Consider the following 15,865-nt stretch of genomic DNA (forward strand, 5'->3'; position numbering starts at 1 on the left):
TGTATTGTTAAATTTTAAAATAAAAAACCGCGTTCTCTCAAACACGGTTTTCAACTAAGTAACAATTATTAATGATCTAAGCGATCGTGAGGTCCAGTACGATCTGGTTGCGCAATATGTCTTCGAACGTTTCGCGCTCGCGTATCAGATGCCCTTTGCCTTCATGCCAAAGCACCTCGGCAGGCCTTACGCGGGAATTGTAGTTGCTGCTCATCGAGAAACAGTAGGCTCCGGCATTGCGGAAGCACAGTATGTCGCCCTCCTTTATCTCCGCAATGCGGCGGTTGCTGGCAAAGGTGTCCGTCTCGCAGATGTAGCCCACAACAGAATAGAACCGCTCCTTGCCTTTGGGGTTTGAAATATTCTCAATATAGTGCTCCGACCCATAGAACATCGGGCGTATGAGGTGGTTAAAACCGCTGTCGATACCTGCAAATACTGTTGAGGTCGTCTGCTTTACTACATTGACTTTCGCAAGGAAAAATCCGGCCTCGCTTACCAGGAACTTGCCAGGTTCGAAAGCCAGTGTGAGTTCGCGGCCATATTCGGCACAAAAGGCATTAAAGCGCTTGCTTAGTTTTTTGCCCAGTTCTTCCACATCGGTCTGGATGTCATCTTTCTTGTAGGGTACTTTAAACCCGCTGCCAAAGTCGAGGAACTCCAGTTCTTTAAAATGAATTGCAGTTTCAAAAAGTATCTCGGCGGCATACAGGAATACCTCAATGTCCAGGATGTCGCTCCCCGTATGCATGTGGATGCCGTTAATGTGCATTCCGGTATTCTCCACAATGCGTAACAGGTGGGGCATCTGGTGGATGGATATCCCGAACTTACTGTCGATATGCCCAACAGAGATATTGCTGTTGCCACCCGCCATTACGTGCGGGTTTATTCGTATGCATACCGGGGTGGTGGGGTGCTTCGCCCCGAACTGCTCCAGTATGGAGAGGTTGTCAATGTTGATCTGTACACCGAGGGCCGCTACGGTCTCGATCTCTTCCATCGAAACACCATTCGGGGTATAAATGATCCTGTCGGGTGTATATCCCACATGGAGGCCCAGCTGTACTTCTTCAATTGAAACTGTGTCCAGGCACGAGCCTTGCTGTTTTAGAAGGTTGAGCACCGATAGGTTGGATAATGCTTTAACGGCATAATTAACCCGAAGGCTTCCTACTTTACTGAATGCCTTTTGAAGCCATTGATATTGCGAAATGATCTTTTCCGCGTCGTATACATATAGCGGGTTGCCGAATTCACCGGCGAGTTGCAGCAGTTGTTTAGTATCCATCGTAAGTACTGATTTTCCTGCAAAATTAAGCACGCAGTGTCCTCAAAGCAAATGAACATCAGAAGATTAACAAAATATAACATTTTGTTATAAATAAAACAATTGTTTTAAAATTCCAAATAACAAATCACAAACTATTGAAACTCTAACGATCCAATGATCTAATGATCCAAAATAAAAAAACCGGGCCATCCAAAATCACCAGTGACGAATGGCGATTTGAGAGGTACCCGGTCTCAAACAAGTAACAACCTTATTTAACGAAAGTAAGCTGGTAGCCGTCGGCCCAAACCTGCGAAATGATAAGCTGCGTTTCTGTAACGTCTTGGCAGCCGAGTTCTAAATTTTCTACGAAAAGGCTATGTGTGCACATCTCGGGAGTGGCTTCATTGGCTTCAAAATGAAAATCATAGGTACCCGACCCAAAAAATTCCTCGGCGTTTTCATTGGTATTGTTGTTTATGACATTTACGGTGCCATCCATATTAAAGGTCCATTTTATAGTACCGGGCTCAAAGTCATAGCTCACGCCTGCAATGCTCCCGCTGACGTTCACAAGTTTCCAGGTAGCGGCCAGTTCAGGACTTTCCATATCCGGAGTGGTGTCGTCATCGTTGCAGGATGTCAGGCAAAGTGCCGGGAGGAGCAATAGTAAAAATGTTATTCTTTTCATATTAGAGGTTTTATTGTTAGATGAAAAGATGGCGATGAGGTTGCGTTGCTTGTAGGGAATGTATAGAATTTATCTGTCAAAAGGGACAAAAATAATGGCAAATACAGCGGCTAAAAGGCAAATAATGTTTTTCATGGCAAGTGTTGTTTTAGTGAGTAGTACTTTTCTTAAAGACAGCCGTAAACGAAAAAGGTTGCGTGTTAATGGTGGAAAATTTATGTCACGTGCAATATCATAACAGGCTGTCAATGCAAATCCCTAACGGGTAAGCTGCCTGATACTGATCTTTCCGAGAGCAGCGGGATAATGACACGGTAACGACCATTAATGTAGCTATCGGATAAAAAACTTAAAAACCTTTCTGCGATTGAATGGATTTTCCTATTTTTGTTGCACTTTTAAAAAGATAAACGCATTAATCATGAATTTACACGAATATCAGGGAAAAGAAATTCTGGCAAGCCATGGCGTTCGCGTTCAGCGCGGCATCGTAGCCAATAATCCTGCCGAGGCTGTAGCCGCAGCAAAACAGCTTACTGCCGAGACCGGAACAGGATGGCATGTGATCAAGGCGCAGATACACGCAGGAGGCCGCGGTAAAGGTGGCGGCGTTAAGCTGGCCAAGAACCTTCAGCAGGTTGAAGAGATCGCTGAGCAGATCATAGGCATGGACCTTATCACGCCTCAAACGCCTCCAACAGGCAAAAGGGTTCACAAGGTGCTTATTGCCGAGGATGTATATTACCCTGGTGAGAGTGAAACTTCAGAATTCTATATGTCCGTTCTTTTGAACAGGGGACGTGGCCGCAATATGATCATGTATTCTACCGAAGGCGGTATGGACATTGAGGAAGTTGCAGAGCACACGCCACACCTTATCTTTACAGAAGAGATCGACCCGGCTGTTGGCCTTCAGGGCTTCCAGGCAAGGAGGATCGCGTTCAACCTTGGCCTTAGCGGCAACGCGTTCAAGGAAATGACACAATTCGTGGCTTCTCTTTACAACGCTTACATTGACAGCGATGCTTCAATGTTCGAGATCAACCCTGTGCTTAAGACATCAGACAACAAAATAATGGCTGTAGATGCTAAAGTGGTACTTGATGACAATGCCCTTTACCGCCAGAAAAAATATGCTGACATGCGCGACGTACGTGAGGAAGCTGCGATCGAAGTAGAGGCTAAAGAAGTTGGACTTAACTATGTAGACCTAGACGGTACTGTAGGATGTATGGTAAACGGCGCAGGCCTTGCCATGGCAACCATGGACCTTATCAAATATGCAGGCTTTGAGCCGGCTAACTTCCTTGACGTGGGTGGTACGGCTGATGCCAAAAGGGTAGAGACGGCTTTCCGCATCATCCTTCGTGACCCGAACGTAAAAGCGATCCTTATCAACATCTTTGGCGGTATCGTTCGTTGTGACCGTGTTGCACAGGGTGTAGTAGATGCTTACAAGAACATGGGCGACAGCATTAATGTGCCGATCATCGTTCGCCTTCAGGGTACCAATGCCGATATCGCAAAAGAGCTTATTGACAACTCAGGTATGCCGATCCTTTCTGCAACCCTGTTCCAGGAAGCTGCAGACCAGGTAAAAGCTGCCCTAAGCTAAGAAAACATAAACTACTAAATATATGTTGAAGAGTCCCGAAGCCATGCTTCGGGATTTTTTATTGTATCAATTTGTCAATGCTTAATCGTTTCCATCCAGCTCGCAGTATCGGGCAATAAGGAACAATGTTACATACAAAGCCAGTTTATCATCCATTTTGGAGGTATACAAAGTAAGTAGCAGGCCTTTCCTGTTGACCTCCAGTAATTTATTATTATTGAAGTAAACAGTACATAGTCGTTTGGAAATAAAGTCAAGCCAGTTATGTGATATCTTTAGCGAGTTATTTTCCCATTCAAACACCTTGTCATCATAGGTGAAGGCAACGGTATCGCTAAGGTCCTGGTGCAGTATATGGATCTTTGAAGACGGTAACAGTGTAGCGACCGAAATTTGCAAGATCAGCTTTGATCCCATATAAGCATCCAAACGTATGCCGGTATCGAACGAACGCAGCCTTTTTACCGTAAGTTCGACATCTCCGGAAACATGGATGTCATTTTGGCTAATGTCTATTACTGTCATACTTTTATTTGCCATTAGCCCTTTTCAGGTCCATGATCCTCTTTACCTCATTCAAAAGAATAGGGATAGCCGGCTCCTCCATCATGTGGCCGTAGCCGCCTATTTCTATGAGGCGCGTTTCTTTATGTCCTGAGATCTTCATCATACGTGCCAGGTAGGCATTTTCCTCATAGCGGCCAAGCATCTCGAGCTCGCGGTCGCCGGTAATGAGTAGTAGGGGAGGCGCATCGGCACGCACGTGGAATAACGGCGCGTATTCGTCTATGGTCGGTTGTTTTTCACCGATGCCCTGTTCCTGGCGGATGGTAAAGTGTGTAATGCACTGCCCGCTGAAAGGTATCAGGCCGGCGATCTTGTTAGTATCAATGCTGTGTTTGGCAAGGTATTTTTTGTCGAGCACCGCCATCATTCCCAGGTAGCCTCCTGCCGAATGCCCTGTTACGAAAAGTGCCGAAGGGTCGCCGCCATATTTGGCCACATTGTTGAATGCCCAGGCAATGGCCGCCGCGGCATCTTCAATGTAGGTCGGGGCTTTTACCTTAGGATGAAGCCGGTAGCCAACGGTGATGATGGCGTAACCCTTATCTTTCAGTCCTTCCGGGATCCACTTATTCCCGCCGGTAATGCCCCCGCCGTGAAAGTAGATCAGTGTGGCGAAGTTCTTTGTGTTCTTAGGGTAGTAGATATCGAGTATGCAGCGCTCGGCGGCGTAGGCATCGTTTTTATAGGCAGCTTCCGGATAGTAGCGGATGTTGGACTGAGTGCTATATTCGGTCTTTTGTGCGGAGGCAATGCTTGCCGTAAAAACGAACAGCAGCAGGAAAAGGGTGTTTTTCATGGCTAGTAATTAAAAAACTAAGATAGCCATAAATTAGCGAACGTGAAAGCAGGGACCGGGTATTAGAGCACAACGGCCTCCATCAGCACGGCCACATCGATATCCGCCAGTTTTTTGAATTTTATGCAATAGCCCGTCACAGTAGCCTTTCCCAGCCTGTCGCTGAGGGTATTTCGCAAAAGGTCCTTATCCTCAAGGCCCATGACGTATACTGATATGCCCACCGTGTTGGCGCTAAGTCCGATCCGGTAAAACTCCCGTGTCGTACCATCCGCGTACTTTATGGCCGTCTCACCATAGCCGATGTTGGGATTGGAGACCACCTTGCCTTCGTCATTCTTTCCATCCAGGAACCATAGCCTGCATCCCGGCAATGTTCGCAGAATGCGTTCGTGTAGCTGCTCCATGTCGGCGCGTTTGGCAGGCGGGAGGGAAGCGAGATAAGTTTCGATCTGGTTGATGGTGCTCATAAACGCTTGTTACTCGCAGTTTTCCTTAAAGAAAGCGATCACTTCGTTAATGTCCTTGGTCTTGAATGCTCCCGACTTGCTTTTTTCCACCAAAACCGGGCAACGGTCAGGGAAATGGGCCTCGATCATTCTTTTGTACATTTTCTCTTCGCCCACCACTTTCTGGTTGCCGTACAGTTCGAACAGGAAGCTGATCGTGTAGTCCTCGCCCGGCGTGTGGAGGTAGTAGTACATTCCCGGCGTGCTTGTCGCTATGTTACCCTCCAGCGAGATGTACAGGAAGTTGGTCTTGCCCTGGTATACACTGCCAAACCATCTTTTCTTGCTTTCCTTCTTCGGGCCTTTTTTAGTCTGTACCGCAGGATATACACAGAAGAATGTTTCGGTCTTTTTATCAAAAGTAATGTCGACCGTACTGATGAGGCTGCTTTCGATCTTTTCGGTATCGCCGTCTTTGGAGGCCCTGAATTTTAGTGTGGAATCTTTATGGCCCGGCGCCTCGGCAAACCCGGATCTGGAAGTGCCATCAGTAAAGTGAACCGTTGCCGTGTAGAATTTTGCCTGCATGGTAAACGAAACCAGCAACAGGAGGAAAGTGAATTTTTTCATGTTGAATTGATTAGTTGGTGTTGCTAAGGTATGTAATTTTTTGATGTGAAAATTATACCATCTAAAGTTAGTAAATCTGTTAATAACCTTAGTGTAATTGTGAAAATAATATGGTGTAATGATTGATTATTTTCCTACTTTGTAAATCTAAAATTGAAAATTATGGCATACACTTTAGAATCAATGAAGAATGATTGTAACGCTGCATTTGAGCTTTACGCGAATGAATTGTCAAAATACAAAAAAGCACATCCGTATGAAATTTGTAAAATAGAGAATTGGGAAAAACTTCAATATACGAGCGATGAAAAGTATTTCCAGTATAGAAGAGAATTCAATATTACATTGATGAAAATATTTGAAGAACATCGCGATAAGTCTTTTGTCGCTGAACTAGATACTTACGAAAGAGAAAGTTATTATAGCTTCTTGAAAGGTATAGAGAGCAAATATTTTAAAGAAGCCGTAGTACTTGAATTAGAGTTAATAGGTCACTTATAAATACTATGTGTAGCGAGTTTTCCGGCTTGTACCGGTAAAGATTGGCCGTGTTAAATTGCTTACCCAATCCGGCGGGAAGCTAGTGCTAGCGGGACTTTGGCTACTCTTCGAGATAAAAGTCGGCAAAATTCCAATCCTCATCGTTATACAGATTATGAAACCAATCTGCGGAATAAAAAATATCGGTCAAAGTTCTCTCTAAGAAAAATTCAACTTTATCAGGTTCTGCTACCCTCCAGACAAGTTCAATCATTCCCTCGTGTGCTACTCTTGCCAAAAAGATCACGTGAGGAAATGTCCGATGTTCGTTAATGATATCGCTTATATGTTCTCGATACCACCATATTCGTTCAATTTCATCAGGCTGGGGAAAACCACTTAAAGTTTCCTCAGATATATTAAAATATAACGAAAAGTGGTAAGGGTAGACGTCTTGATGCTTAAAGTTTTTTAATCCGATATTTACCAATGCGTTCATATTTCCTTCGCTAGTTTCGAATACAAAATGTTTAAAAGTTTCTGGAGGGATATTTAGAGGTCCCATAATGTCTAGGTATTTTGATTGTATTCTTGTATTCATATAACTTGCTCACTCAGCCCCGCAAGAGGTGGAAGCTCGCGCTAGCGGGGTATGAAGTACGTTCAATCAAAAAAATCGCCACTGTCAAATTCAATCATACACTTTTTGCATCTATAATGCCATGAAAGCCCACCACCATATCTTGAATTCTTCCAGTAACCGTTGTCAATATCTACTTCATGTTTACAAATTGATAATTTTGTTTCTGCAATATTGTTGTTAATTTTTGATTTTAACTCGTCCAATATGAAATAGTCTGGGATAAAGTCAATATGATATAATTCGCTAATTATTTTTTGTTCTTCATCAACTTTACCTCCTATTATAAATAATATCTCGTTATCGAATATTGGGCGATATTCTTTGTCAAATGTATTTGAGTACTTTGATAAACTTGACTCGTCAATCGCACCTAAATAATTTTCTAGCTCTTTTATATTCCTTTCGGGCTGAAAAATAGCACTAACTTTAACTCTCAAACTTACAGTAATATTAAGTTGTTCTGTATTGTAGTTCTTGACAACGTAAAAATCGTTTACACTAACTTTTAATATATCCAACTGTTTTAACTCGGGAATATCATCTTCTTTAGTGCTGAAATAAAAGTTACTTATATAAGACGGCAGACATTTTATATTTTCCATTAACTGACTTTTAATAAAGTTTTGGTCAATAAACTGCAAGACGAACTCTTCATCTATAAAATCTAATTTGGGGCCGAAGTCTTTAATAAAGTCAGTAATTGACGAAAAGACTCTGAAGTTGCCAATTTGCTTACGAGTGAGTAAAGCTTTAAAATATTCATTTTTAATGAAAATATCATCTTGCGAGATTAAGACGACATAGTCTTCTTGATTTTTTTGGCAATAATTAATTATGGAATACAAGATTAAAAAGTCTCTAGTATTATCTTTTCTATTATTACGTTTATTGTTTAATAGAAATTCTAATAGCAAATTTGGATTTACAAGATGAAGTTCGGAAAATAGCTTATTAGCCTTGAGCGTATTTGCTATGTTAGCAAGTACAGGTTTCATGTCTAATTTGATTACAGGAACATCTTCGGGAGGTAAATATGGATTCGTCAGCCAGCGCTTAACTATTTTCTCATGTTCAAAAGTCAAAGAATGTAGTATATCGTTTTCGTAGTAATCTAATAATTCAGAATAAACAACTTCGAGTAAACCAAATTCATTACCGGATGTCTCCAGGATGTTTGCCAAATTTTTATAATCAACATTATCTGCAAAATTTAAACCTAATTGTCTATAAATATTGCTGTCAAGATATGCGATAGTCATTTATTATCATTTAAAAGTAAACCTACAAAAAATTCTTTAACATTTCGCACAAAAATAAATTCCCATAACATTTTTACCTACTTCCTGTTATTTTATTACTTTTGACCTGCTTTAACGATTATTCAAAAAACAGCGATGAATTTCGATAGAAAACACTTATCCGACGACAAATTACTCGATCTATATACCAAATTATTAAAACCGAGGCTCATTGAGGAGAAGATGCTCATCCTCATCCGCCAGGGCAAAGTTTCCAAATGGTTCTCCGGCATAGGGCAGGAGGCCATCTCGGTGGGCGTTGCCGCTGTGCTGCACAGGGACGAATACATCCTCCCCATGCACCGTAACCTGGGCGTGTTCACGGGCCGCGACATCCCGCTGTACCGCCTGTTCTCGCAGTGGCAGGGCAAGGCCAACGGCTTTACCAAGGGCCGCGACCGCTCGTTCCACTTCGGTACGCAGGAGTACAAGATCATCGGGATGATATCGCACCTGGGCCCGCAGCTTGGCGTTGCCGACGGTATCGCGCTGGCGCACAAGCTCCGCAAGGAGGGTAAGGTGACTGCGGTGTTTACCGGCGAGGGCGCTACCAGCGAGGGCGATTTCCACGAGGCGCTCAACATTGCCGCTGTGTGGGAACTTCCGGTGATGTTCATCATCGAGAATAACGGCTACGGCCTTTCGACCCCGACCAACGAGCAGTACCGCTGCGAGAACCTGGCTGACAAAGGTATAGGCTATGGCATGGAGTCGCACATCATTGACGGTAATAATATGCTGGAGGTGTATACCAAACTGGAGGAACTGGCCACCTCGATGCGCGAAAACCCACGCCCGGTGCTGCTGGAGTTCAAGACGTTCAGGATGCGCGGGCACGAGGAGGCGAGTGGTACAAAGTACGTGCCGCAGGAGCTGATGGATGCCTGGGCCGTGAAGGATCCGGTGGAGAATTACCGCCAGTTCCTGAAAGCCGAAGGCGTGCTGACCGACGATGCCGACGCTGCCATCCGTGCCGAACTCAAGAAGGAGATCGACGAGAACTACCAGCAGGCTTCTGCCGAACCGGCCATAGAAGCCAGTTTGAGTGAAGAATTGAATGATGTTTACAAACCGCATCAGCATGAAGAGGTTAACCCTTCACCAGAAACGGAAAATATACGCATGATCGATGCCATACAGCAGGGGCTGAGGCAGTCGATGGAGCGCCATGAGAACCTCGTGATCATGGGGCAGGACATCGCCGAATATGGCGGTGCGTTCAAGATCACCGACGGCTTTGTGGCACAATTCGGCAAGGAGCGCGTGCGCAACACCCCAATATGTGAGTCGGCCGTAGTGTCGGCAGGTATGGGGCTTTCGATCAACGGCGTAAAGTCGGTTATCGAAATGCAGTTCGCTGACTTCGTGTCGACGGGCTTTAACCCGATCGTGAACTACCTTGCAAAGGTGCATTACCGCTGGCAGGAAAACGCCGACGTGGTGGTGCGCATGCCTTGCGGGGCGGGCGTACAGGCGGGGCCGTTCCACTCACAGACCAATGAGGCGTGGTTTACCAAAACCCCCGGCCTCAAGGTGGTGTACCCGGCGTTCCCGTATGATGCTAAAGGCCTTTTGGCGACTGCCATCAACGACCCGAACCCGGTGATGTTCTTTGAGCACAAAGCATTATACCGCAGTGCCTACCAGGACGTGCCTAAGGATTACTACACCATTCCATTTGGCCAGGCAGCAATGCTCAGGGAAGGGGAGGACGTAACGGTGATCACCTTTGGCGCGGGCGTGCACTGGGCATTGGAAACATTAGATAAAAACCCTGACATCAAAGCCGACCTTATTGACCTGCGTACACTGCAGCCGCTTGATACGGAAACGATATTCAGGTCGGTTAAGAATACCGGCAAGGTGATCATACTACAGGAAGACTCGCTGTTTGGCGGTGTAGCCAGCGACATCTCGGCCATGATCATGGAGCAGTGTTTCGAATACCTTGACGGCCCTGTAAAACGCGTAGGCAGCCTCGAGAGCGCGATACCGTTCACCAAGGCGCTGGAAGATCAGTATTTGTCTAAAGGACGCTTTGAAGGAGCGCTTAAGGAGCTAATGGCTTATTAGAAAGTTTATAGGTTGATGCGTTGACCTGGTTATTTGAAGCGCATCACATAATTATAGATCCACACAGTCTTAGGGCTGTGTGGTTTTTTTGTCCTCACCCCCGACCCCTCTCCGAAGGAGAGGGGAGCAGCTGCACTATACCCTATAATCGTGTTGAAGTAATCAAAACTTTGCGTTACGACAAATATCGGTATCGAGTATTCTTTTCGTCCCTTTGCATAATCATTAATACAACTATAAGCAAAATCATTAGTAAGGGTTCAGAAAGCCTTGGCTTATTTGGTAAATTTGTGTAGCGAAAATTTACGATGTCGGTAGTGTTGCAAGCGAAATGGTTTTCGGTTAAAACCTTCCGCAAATTAGCATTGCCCACACATATATCGTAATTTTAGCCTTACAAAACTTAGCTATGAGATTCCATACACGTAAATGGGTAAAACCCGAAGACCTGAATCCTAACGGTACATTATTTGGCGGCAAGCTGCTGGCCTGGATAGATGAGGAGGCTGCGCTCTATTCCATCATACAATTAGAGAACCAAAGGATAGTAACGAAACACATGTCCGAGATAAACTTCATGAGCTCGGCAAAGCAGGGTGACATCATTGAGATAGGCATCGATGTAGTGCGCTTCGGGAAGACATCGCTGGTGCTGCGCTCGGAGGTCCGCAATAAAATGACACAGGAAAAGATCATCACGGTAGATAACATTACGATGGTCAACCTGGATAGTTTCGGACGTCCTTCAGCGCATGGCAAAACCAGGATAGAGTATGTCAAGGACAGGATACTAAAACCTTAAACAAAGAACATCTAAATATAAATTTCAAATATGGAGAATTTAAACGGGCAGTCGGCTATCATAACCGGTGCCGGAAAAGGGCTTGGTAAAGCCATTGCTGTAGAACTCGCCAAAAACAGCGTAAACCTTGGGCTTATCGCAAGGACAGAAGCCGACCTTCAGGCTGTCGCCGAAGAAGCCAGAAAGCTAAATGCCGAAATAAAAGTGGTTTATGCAATAGCGGACATTACGGATAATGCACAGTTGACAGGTGCGATCGAAGCAATAAAAAAAGAGTTGGGAGCGATCGACATCCTGGTGAATAACGCCGGTGTAGGCAAGTTTGGCAAGTTCCTTGACCTGAGCGTAGCCGAATGGGAGAACATCATTAAAACCAATGTTTTTGGCGCCTATTATGCTACCCGTGCCGTATTGCCGGAAATGAAGGAACGCAGGAGCGGGGATATTGTCAATATTTCATCCAGCGCGGGATTGAAGGGCGCTCCGCTAACAAGTGCTTACAGTGCCTCGAAGTTCGGGCTTATAGGAATGTCGGAATCGCTGATGCAGGAAGTGAGGAAAGATAATATCAGGGTATTTACCATGACCCCAAGCACCATTTCTACCGATATGGCGAAAGACCTTAACCTTACTGACGGCAACCCCGAAACGACACTGCAGCCGGAAGACTTTGCAGAGCTTTTGGTAGGGCATTTAAGACTGCCGCGAAGAGCTATGGTGAAAGATGTGAGCCTTTGGTCAACTAATCCATAAGCATAAAACACAAAGCCCGAAACTGACCATGTTCCGGGCTTTGTTTTTATGAGGAGATCATTATTCTTCCATGTATCCCTTGCCCGTAGGCAGTTCAAAGATCTCCAACCCAAAATATGCCACAGAAGCGATGATATGATCAAAGATATCGGCCATGATGTATTCATAGTTCAGCCAGCGCTTATCGGAAGTGAAAAGGTAGATCTCGATAGGGATGCCTTTTTCGGTAGGCTGGAGGTGGCGGCACATGATGGTCAGGTCCTTGTTGGCTCCCGGGTGTGTCTCGATATAGCTATTGATATACTTGCGGAAGATACCCAGATTAGTGAGGTTACGTCCATTGATAGATAAAGATTTATCAACATTATGCTCGCTGTTCCATTTGTCGATATCGGCCTGTCGGCCTTTCAGGTAATCGGCAATTAGATGTATCTTGCTTAGGTCGGCGATCTCATCACGGTGTACGAACCGCACGGTGTTGGCCTTTATCAGGATATGCCTTTTGATGCGCCGCCCACCCGAATCTACCATCCCGCGCCAATTCCTGAACGAGTCGGAGATCAGGCTGTACGTAGGTACGGTAGTCGTGGTGTGATCGAAGTTCTGCACCTTTACCGTGGCCAGGTTGATCTCGATCACATAGCCGTCGGCACCGAATTTTTCCATGGTGATCCAGTCGCCTATGCGAACAATATCGTTGACGGTTACCTGTATGCTGGCTACGAACCCGAGTATGGTATCCTTAAAAATAAGGATGATGATAGCAGATATGGCTCCAAAAGTACCTAACAATGCGCCTATGGTAGTATTGAACAGTATCAGTACCATAGCCGTGACCGCAAATATCCACAGGATGATCATGATCACCTGGATATAGCTGTCTATTGGTTTGTCGTTATATTCCGGCTGGATCTTGAGGTAGTCTTTCAGGGCATTGAAAATACTTCTTATTATCCAAAGGCTTAACAGGATAATGGATATGGTCGTACCCTTCGAGATCATTTTCTCCCAGTAAATAAAATCCTCAAGTATTACAGGAAGTGTTTTATATATAAAGTACAACGGAATGAGATGGGCAACATACTTTGCGGTTTTGTTCTCAACCAAGAAATCGTCAAAGGTGGTCTTGGTCCGGCGGGCGACAATGGAAAGTGCCACGACCAGCACTTTTTTAAAGATCTTGTCCAGTATAATGGCGATAACGGCAAGCACAATGATGTTAATTGCCAGATTGCCATAAAGCGCCATGGTATGGCCAAAGCCAATATTCTTAAATACCTTATATGCCCAGTTGAAAAGTTCCATTTACGAATTTGCCGTCGAACCGAAATATTTACGCTCCATGATGAAGGTCCCGAAAGGAGGGATGGAAGCCAGGCAAATGATGATGTATTTTTTCCAGGGCCATTTCTCCTCAAACTTCAGCATTGTTGCAAAAACGATATAGATGGTGAACAGTACACCATGTGCCATTCCTACAGGACGGATATATTCTGGGTTGTCCCAAATGTATTTTAGCGGCATGGCAAAAAAGAAAAGTACAAGGGCCGAAATACCCTCAAGTAAAGCTATGATCTTAAAGATACGTATCATTTAATAAAATTTTTGCAAAGGTAAAGATTAATGGGACGCGGATATCACATATCTAAAAATGTTAATTTGAATATTTTGCTTCTCTGTTAAATTGATAAAAGTCCATTATCAGATCCAAACGCTAATAATAGATCCGTATACATCCGAACCATAGTTTTTCATTTATATAAACAAAAAAAAGCTGTTCGTTTCCAAACAGCTTTTTTTCATTTATATAAACAAAAAAAAGCTGTTCGTTTCCAAACAGCTTTCCTAATTATATAACGGTAAATTTGAATTCTTAAAAAGCCAGGAATGCCTTGTTGTATTCCTTAAGGTCGAGAAGGTTGTTCTTCTTGGTAAGGTCGGTGAACAGGGAAAGCAGGTAGTCAAGGCTTTCTAGGTTGTTCTCGTTCGCTGCAGCTTCGCCCGCTACAAGTTCTGTTTCTTCGTCTACAGGCTCATCATCAGGGATCGGGATAAGGAAGGCTCCGTTTTGCTCAAGATGCTCGTAGGTAAGGCGCAATGCCTTGGTAAGCACCGGATTTTGTTCTTCCATTGAGTAATCACGTAGTTTTTTCAGGTCGGCCACAAGGATATCGACATCAAAACCTTTTTTGAACAGGTCGAGCTGTATCTTATGGATCAGTTTTTGTGCACTCGGATTTTCCACTATTCTGTTGTTTAGTTTTTGACTTTGTTTCAGGACTGCAAAAATAGCACTTTATCTGTTTTTCCCACATCTTTTTTTCAATTTATTGTAAGCTTTAAAATTTACCCGTAATTTTGAAACACTTATGAGTAAACGCGACCTTAAAAAATACCTGGCATCGCTGCCTAAACAAGAACTTGAAGAACAACTTTTGGCATTGTACGAAAAGTTTGGCGATGTAAAGCAATATTACGACTTTGTATTTAACCCCAAAGAGGATAAGCTGGAGCAGGAAGCCAAGCTTAAAATAGCCAATGAGTACTTTCCCATAAAGGGTAAACGACCCAAGCTGCGACGATCGACCGCTCAAAAGTACATCAAGCATTTCCTTAGCCTTGGCGTGGATCCTTATGTTGTGGCGGATATTATGCTCTTTAATATTGAGACCGCCCAAAAATACTCGGCAAAGCGCGAGCTAAAATACTCATCCTTTTATAAAAGCATACTTAACTCTTATAAACAGGTGGTCGACTATGTAGCTGTAAATGGTATGGACACTAACTTCAAAGACCGCATTGCCGCCGTTAAGGACGAAGCATTACGCCAATATTGGGAGAACAGGATGGAGTTCGAAAGGATATGGGATAACTATGAGTAAGCCTTCTATCCCCCAAAGGATGGATTTGCCACCGTTGCTTTAAAGGATCGATTGGAGTTCCCCCTTTGTGGGTTAGGGGCTTAAAACAGTAATCCCTGAACATTCTCCTCATAATACCCTTCCTTTAATTTTCCTACCCTGAACAGATTTACTTTTTCATGGGCAATGCGCGTGGGCTCGGGGATGCGGTGCTTCAGTACGCATTTCTCCATAATGGCAAGGCTGTCGGGCACAGAGACCTTATGCCCGGGCGAAATGTAAACGGGCTTTACGCCGGTCTTGGTTCGCAGTGCATATCCCATCACTTCGTTATAGCTGGATATGGGGCTCATGCTCATCCTGTCGAGGCCGAGCGGGGCATAGTTCCCGAACAGCATGTTCTTAGCGCACCCTATCGCGGCATGGCCGGCCAATACCCCAAAATGCGATGCGATCCCCATTCTCCGGGGATGGGTTACACCCTGCCCATCGAGGACAATGAGGTCGGGTTTTTGCGGCAGCTGCTCCCAGGCCTTCAGCAATGCGGGCACTTCGCGGAAGCCAAGGTATTGTGGTACGTAGGGAAATTTGGTTTCGCCGATCACCAGGGAATAGGAGAGGAGCTGCATATCGGGATAGGAGAGTACCACAATGCCGGCATATACCGTATCACTATCTTTATTGTGCGAAATGTCGCCGCCTGCTATTGTGGTTATTTTTTTATTTTCGGTTATCAGCGAAACGCGGTGGCGCATCTCGTTCTGTATTTCGGTGGCTTCGGGTATTGAAGTCTCGTCATAATTCAGCATAATTACCTCCTTCATTTTTGTAAATTTAGTTATAATTAGCTGAATAATAACCTCGTTCGAAGATCTTTGCTTCAAAAATAATTTTATAATAATCTTTATGATTTCCTAAACAATTAAATCAGGGT

General features: G+C 44.4%; 18 protein-coding genes. 6 read left to right on the forward strand and 12 right to left on the reverse strand.

Annotated features, from left to right (window positions below; all coding sequences use genetic code 11):
- Positions 1 to 76: 76 nt before the first annotated feature.
- Positions 77 to 1,291, reverse strand: a complete 1,215-nt coding sequence (gene lysA / locus ACT6R0_RS04300) for a diaminopimelate decarboxylase (protein ID WP_444651618.1) — start codon at positions 1,289 to 1,291, stop codon at positions 77 to 79.
- Positions 1,292 to 1,544: 253 nt separating this feature from the next.
- Positions 1,545 to 1,964, reverse strand: coding sequence for a hypothetical protein (locus ACT6R0_RS04305; protein WP_444651620.1), 420 nt, complete (start codon positions 1,962 to 1,964; stop codon positions 1,545 to 1,547).
- 421 nt (positions 1,965 to 2,385) lie between these two features.
- On the opposite strand from ACT6R0_RS04305, the gene sucC reads away from it, so the two are divergent.
- A complete protein-coding gene (gene sucC / locus ACT6R0_RS04310; RefSeq protein WP_444651622.1) occupies positions 2,386 to 3,579 on the forward strand; it encodes an ADP-forming succinate--CoA ligase subunit beta in 1,194 nt (397 codons plus the stop codon).
- Positions 3,580 to 3,660: 81 nt separating this feature from the next.
- Here the strand turns inward: sucC and ACT6R0_RS04315 are convergent, their stop codons facing one another.
- The 4 genes from ACT6R0_RS04315 to ACT6R0_RS04330 form a co-directional block, all read right to left on the reverse strand.
- On the reverse strand, positions 3,661 to 4,119 hold the full coding sequence (locus tag ACT6R0_RS04315) for a hypothetical protein (protein WP_444651624.1): 459 nt from the start codon (positions 4,117 to 4,119) through the stop codon (positions 3,661 to 3,663).
- Positions 4,109 to 4,942, reverse strand: a complete 834-nt coding sequence (locus ACT6R0_RS04320) for an alpha/beta hydrolase (protein ID WP_444651625.1) — start codon at positions 4,940 to 4,942, stop codon at positions 4,109 to 4,111. Before ACT6R0_RS04320 ends, ACT6R0_RS04315 begins: the two co-directional genes overlap by 11 nt.
- A gap of 62 nt (positions 4,943 to 5,004) precedes the next feature.
- Positions 5,005 to 5,412: a DUF1801 domain-containing protein gene (locus ACT6R0_RS04325; protein WP_444651627.1), complete on the reverse strand. Its 408-nt coding sequence runs from the start codon at positions 5,410 to 5,412 to the stop codon at positions 5,005 to 5,007.
- Positions 5,413 to 5,421: 9 nt separating this feature from the next.
- A complete protein-coding gene (locus ACT6R0_RS04330; protein ID WP_444651629.1) occupies positions 5,422 to 6,021 on the reverse strand; it encodes a hypothetical protein in 600 nt (199 codons plus the stop codon).
- A 162-nt stretch (positions 6,022 to 6,183) separates the two neighbouring features.
- Here ACT6R0_RS04330 and ACT6R0_RS04335 point away from each other — a divergent pair, with 162 nt between their 5' ends.
- Positions 6,184 to 6,522, forward strand: coding sequence for a hypothetical protein (locus ACT6R0_RS04335; protein WP_444651630.1), 339 nt, complete (start codon positions 6,184 to 6,186; stop codon positions 6,520 to 6,522).
- A 100-nt stretch (positions 6,523 to 6,622) separates the two neighbouring features.
- On the opposite strand, the gene ACT6R0_RS04340 is transcribed toward ACT6R0_RS04335, so the two are convergent.
- Both ACT6R0_RS04340 and ACT6R0_RS04345 read right to left on the reverse strand, forming a co-directional pair.
- Positions 6,623 to 7,102 (reverse strand): DUF695 domain-containing protein, encoded by a 480-nt coding sequence (locus tag ACT6R0_RS04340; protein WP_444667363.1) that lies wholly within the window; start codon positions 7,100 to 7,102, stop codon positions 6,623 to 6,625.
- Positions 7,103 to 7,164: 62 nt separating this feature from the next.
- Positions 7,165 to 8,403, reverse strand: a complete 1,239-nt coding sequence (locus tag ACT6R0_RS04345) for a PIN domain-containing protein (protein ID WP_444651633.1) — start codon at positions 8,401 to 8,403, stop codon at positions 7,165 to 7,167.
- Between the two features lie 135 nt (positions 8,404 to 8,538).
- Here ACT6R0_RS04345 and ACT6R0_RS04350 point away from each other — a divergent pair, with 135 nt between their 5' ends.
- The 3 genes from ACT6R0_RS04350 (at position 8,539) to ACT6R0_RS04360 (ending at position 12,070) form a co-directional block, all read left to right on the forward strand.
- Positions 8,539 to 10,515, forward strand: coding sequence for an alpha-ketoacid dehydrogenase subunit alpha/beta (locus tag ACT6R0_RS04350; protein ID WP_444651635.1), 1,977 nt, complete (start codon positions 8,539 to 8,541; stop codon positions 10,513 to 10,515).
- Positions 10,516 to 10,924: 409 nt separating this feature from the next.
- The gene (locus ACT6R0_RS04355) at positions 10,925 to 11,317 is read left to right on the forward strand and encodes an acyl-CoA thioesterase (RefSeq protein ID WP_444651637.1); all 393 of its coding nucleotides are present in this window, start codon (positions 10,925 to 10,927) and stop codon (positions 11,315 to 11,317) included.
- 30 nt (positions 11,318 to 11,347) lie between these two features.
- Positions 11,348 to 12,070: a 3-ketoacyl-ACP reductase gene (locus ACT6R0_RS04360; protein ID WP_444651639.1), complete on the forward strand. Its 723-nt coding sequence runs from the start codon at positions 11,348 to 11,350 to the stop codon at positions 12,068 to 12,070.
- A gap of 60 nt (positions 12,071 to 12,130) precedes the next feature.
- Here ACT6R0_RS04360 and ACT6R0_RS04365 read toward each other — a convergent pair whose 3' ends face one another.
- From ACT6R0_RS04365 to ACT6R0_RS04375, 3 genes are all read right to left on the reverse strand, one after another.
- The gene (locus ACT6R0_RS04365; protein WP_444651641.1) at positions 12,131 to 13,375 is read right to left on the reverse strand and encodes a mechanosensitive ion channel family protein; all 1,245 of its coding nucleotides are present in this window, start codon (positions 13,373 to 13,375) and stop codon (positions 12,131 to 12,133) included.
- Entirely contained in the window at positions 13,376 to 13,663 is a 288-nt protein-coding gene (locus tag ACT6R0_RS04370; RefSeq protein ID WP_444651643.1) for a DUF3817 domain-containing protein, read from the reverse strand.
- Between the two features lie 280 nt (positions 13,664 to 13,943).
- Complete coding sequence (locus tag ACT6R0_RS04375) at positions 13,944 to 14,315, reverse strand: hypothetical protein (protein ID WP_444651645.1); 372 nt, start codon at positions 14,313 to 14,315, stop codon at positions 13,944 to 13,946.
- A gap of 124 nt (positions 14,316 to 14,439) precedes the next feature.
- Here ACT6R0_RS04375 and ACT6R0_RS04380 point away from each other — a divergent pair, with 124 nt between their 5' ends.
- On the forward strand, positions 14,440 to 14,952 hold the full coding sequence (locus ACT6R0_RS04380; protein WP_444651647.1) for a DUF6155 family protein: 513 nt from the start codon (positions 14,440 to 14,442) through the stop codon (positions 14,950 to 14,952).
- Positions 14,953 to 15,032: 80 nt separating this feature from the next.
- On the opposite strand, the gene nfi is transcribed toward ACT6R0_RS04380, so the two are convergent.
- A complete protein-coding gene (gene nfi, locus ACT6R0_RS04385; protein ID WP_444651649.1) occupies positions 15,033 to 15,755 on the reverse strand; it encodes a deoxyribonuclease V in 723 nt (240 codons plus the stop codon).
- Positions 15,756 to 15,865 lie beyond the last annotated feature (110 nt).

Origin of the sequence: Flavobacterium sp. (assembly GCF_052437795.1) — a bacterium.
In the GTDB taxonomy this organism is placed as follows: Bacteria; Bacteroidota; Bacteroidia; order Flavobacteriales; family Flavobacteriaceae; genus Flavobacterium.

Excerpts from the sequence above, each read along its gene's own strand:
- lysA (WP_444651618.1), bottom strand. The coding sequence starts at position 1,291 with ATGGATACTAAACAACTGCTGCAACTCGCCGGTGAATTCGGCAACCCG.
- ACT6R0_RS04305 (WP_444651620.1), bottom strand. The coding sequence starts at position 1,964 with ATGAAAAGAATAACATTTTTACTATTGCTCCTCCCGGCACTTTGCCTG.
- sucC (WP_444651622.1), top strand. The coding sequence starts at position 2,386 with ATGAATTTACACGAATATCAGGGAAAAGAAATTCTGGCAAGCCATGGC.
- ACT6R0_RS04315 (WP_444651624.1), bottom strand. The coding sequence starts at position 4,119 with ATGGCAAATAAAAGTATGACAGTAATAGACATTAGCCAAAATGACATC.
- ACT6R0_RS04320 (WP_444651625.1), bottom strand. The coding sequence starts at position 4,942 with ATGAAAAACACCCTTTTCCTGCTGCTGTTCGTTTTTACGGCAAGCATT.
- ACT6R0_RS04325 (WP_444651627.1), bottom strand. The coding sequence starts at position 5,412 with ATGAGCACCATCAACCAGATCGAAACTTATCTCGCTTCCCTCCCGCCT.
- ACT6R0_RS04330 (WP_444651629.1), bottom strand. The coding sequence starts at position 6,021 with ATGAAAAAATTCACTTTCCTCCTGTTGCTGGTTTCGTTTACCATGCAG.
- ACT6R0_RS04335 (WP_444651630.1), top strand. The coding sequence starts at position 6,184 with ATGGCATACACTTTAGAATCAATGAAGAATGATTGTAACGCTGCATTT.
- ACT6R0_RS04340 (WP_444667363.1), bottom strand. The coding sequence starts at position 7,102 with ATGAATACAAGAATACAATCAAAATACCTAGACATTATGGGACCTCTA.
- ACT6R0_RS04345 (WP_444651633.1), bottom strand. The coding sequence starts at position 8,403 with ATGACTATCGCATATCTTGACAGCAATATTTATAGACAATTAGGTTTA.
- ACT6R0_RS04350 (WP_444651635.1), top strand. The coding sequence starts at position 8,539 with ATGAATTTCGATAGAAAACACTTATCCGACGACAAATTACTCGATCTA.
- ACT6R0_RS04355 (WP_444651637.1), top strand. The coding sequence starts at position 10,925 with ATGAGATTCCATACACGTAAATGGGTAAAACCCGAAGACCTGAATCCT.
- ACT6R0_RS04360 (WP_444651639.1), top strand. The coding sequence starts at position 11,348 with ATGGAGAATTTAAACGGGCAGTCGGCTATCATAACCGGTGCCGGAAAA.
- ACT6R0_RS04365 (WP_444651641.1), bottom strand. The coding sequence starts at position 13,375 with ATGGAACTTTTCAACTGGGCATATAAGGTATTTAAGAATATTGGCTTT.
- ACT6R0_RS04370 (WP_444651643.1), bottom strand. The coding sequence starts at position 13,663 with ATGATACGTATCTTTAAGATCATAGCTTTACTTGAGGGTATTTCGGCC.
- ACT6R0_RS04380 (WP_444651647.1), top strand. The coding sequence starts at position 14,440 with ATGAGTAAACGCGACCTTAAAAAATACCTGGCATCGCTGCCTAAACAA.
- nfi (WP_444651649.1), bottom strand. The coding sequence starts at position 15,755 with ATGAAGGAGGTAATTATGCTGAATTATGACGAGACTTCAATACCCGAA.